Below are 1,536 nucleotides of genomic sequence, written 5' to 3'. Positions count from 1 at the left end.
GTCCAGTTGGCAGCCCCATGACGACTTGAGCATCCGGTGTCTGGTGGCCACGACTGGACAGTGGACAGCCCCAAACAGCAGCCATAACGGCTTGGGCAACGACCTCGCGCTCGGTATCCGCCTCGGCGTCCCGATCTGGCCGACAGGCGCGTCCGCTTCGATGGGGCCGCGAGCGAGGCGGTGTTCATTCCCTGGTGAGGTGGGTGCGCCAGTCTGCGACTCTCAGCCGCAGGCCAGCCAGGTACTCGGGGGTCGCGCCGTAGGCGGCGAAGTCGTCGCGGTCGTCAAGTCGGCCGATTAGCTCAAGCATCGCGGCGAAGTGCCGGCGGTCGAACCCGGCGTCGGCCTCCTGGGCGATCTCGCAGAGTCGGTCGAGGGTGTAGTGCCCTCCGGTGATCGCAGCGTCAATGTCTAGGAAGTCGCGGGCGGCGGCGCGGTTGCACAGCGCGTCGATCTTGCCGGCCATGACGTCGTCCGGGTGGAGTACCGGTCCGACGTCCATCTGGACCGGCGGCTGGAACCGCCAGTTGGCGACCAGTTCGACGCGGTGAAGCTCGCCGGGCTGGTTCGGGTCCGTCACGTGGAGACGCGCCATCAGATCGGTTCGCATCTCGACGTGGACCTCGAGGCCGTCGGCTCTGTATGCCGCGATCACGGCGTCCACCGCGGCGGGGAAGTCCGCGCGCCTGGCCCAGTCCGCGAACAGGTCCACGTCCTCGCTGGGCCGCTGGAGAATCCCGTGGGCCGCGACAGCGTGACCGCCGGCCAGCGCGAACCCGCACGGCCCGCCGACATCCAGTCCGATGGCCGCCAGCCGCCGGTGGATCGGCGGGGTCTGCGCCGTCAACGTCGCTACGCCGCGGACCAGTGCCCGGTGGCCAGTTCGGGGAACCGTGTCTCCCAGCGGCTGCGCACCTGCGGTGGCAGCACGAGTTCCCGCCAGAGCCGCACGAGTGTGCGCCCGTCCAGCCACCGCGAAAGGTCCGTCTTCTTCGACGCCTCACGCAGAACGGTCTCGTACATCCGAACCAGCCGGCCCGGATTTCCCAGGTCGTAGCGACCCGAACCCGACCAGTCCAGCCACCGGTCCAGGACGACCACACCGGCCGTCGGACCGTGAAGATCGCCAAGGGAGTCGGCGACCGCGTACGGGCGCACGTCGGTGTAGCGCGACCCGGGCGGGGGGCCGCCGGAAGGCGAACTCATCATCGACACCGCCTTCCCACCTCGGACCTGCCGCGGAGAGTGCTCCGCCTGTCCCTACGGTAGACCAAACCCGGGCCGGCTCCAGGCGCCGCTGCCGCAGCCCGCGACTCGCCACGGCGCTCTCGAGGACGACCGATCACAGCTCTCGTCTGTCATCGGGCACCCCATGCCGGTGGCTCGACGAACAGACCAGCGTGTACGCCGCGCGGGGAGGCGACCCGAGCTCCCGCGGGATCTTCGACCATCCCGGGCCGCGCGTCGCCTCGGCGTCCGGGGAACACCCGCTCGCGACCAAGCGGCGCACCGGCGCGCGACCACGCTCCTCGGTGC

At 70.4% G+C, this 1,536-nt stretch carries 3 protein-coding genes; all 3 read right to left on the bottom strand.

Going from position 1 to position 1,536, the window contains the following annotated elements; genetic code table 11:
- Window positions 1–184: 184 nt before the first annotated feature.
- Complete coding sequence (locus MJ785_RS19075; protein ID WP_239311414.1) at window positions 185–847, bottom strand: nucleotidyl transferase AbiEii/AbiGii toxin family protein; 663 nt, start codon at window positions 845–847, stop codon at window positions 185–187.
- Window positions 848–852: 5 nt separating this feature from the next.
- Window positions 853–1,209, bottom strand: coding sequence for a hypothetical protein (locus MJ785_RS19070; protein ID WP_239311416.1), 357 nt, complete (start codon window positions 1,207–1,209; stop codon window positions 853–855).
- A gap of 133 nt (window positions 1,210–1,342) precedes the next feature.
- Window positions 1,343–1,536: hypothetical protein (locus tag MJ785_RS19065; protein WP_239382110.1), on the bottom strand; the 194-nt coding region annotated here is incomplete at its 5' end.

The sequence above is a fragment of the Protofrankia sp. CiT1 genome, assembly GCF_917627335.1.
GTDB lineage: Bacteria > Actinomycetota > Actinomycetes > Frankiales > Frankiaceae > Protofrankia.
This window is presented reverse-complemented; position numbering and strand designations above follow the sequence as displayed.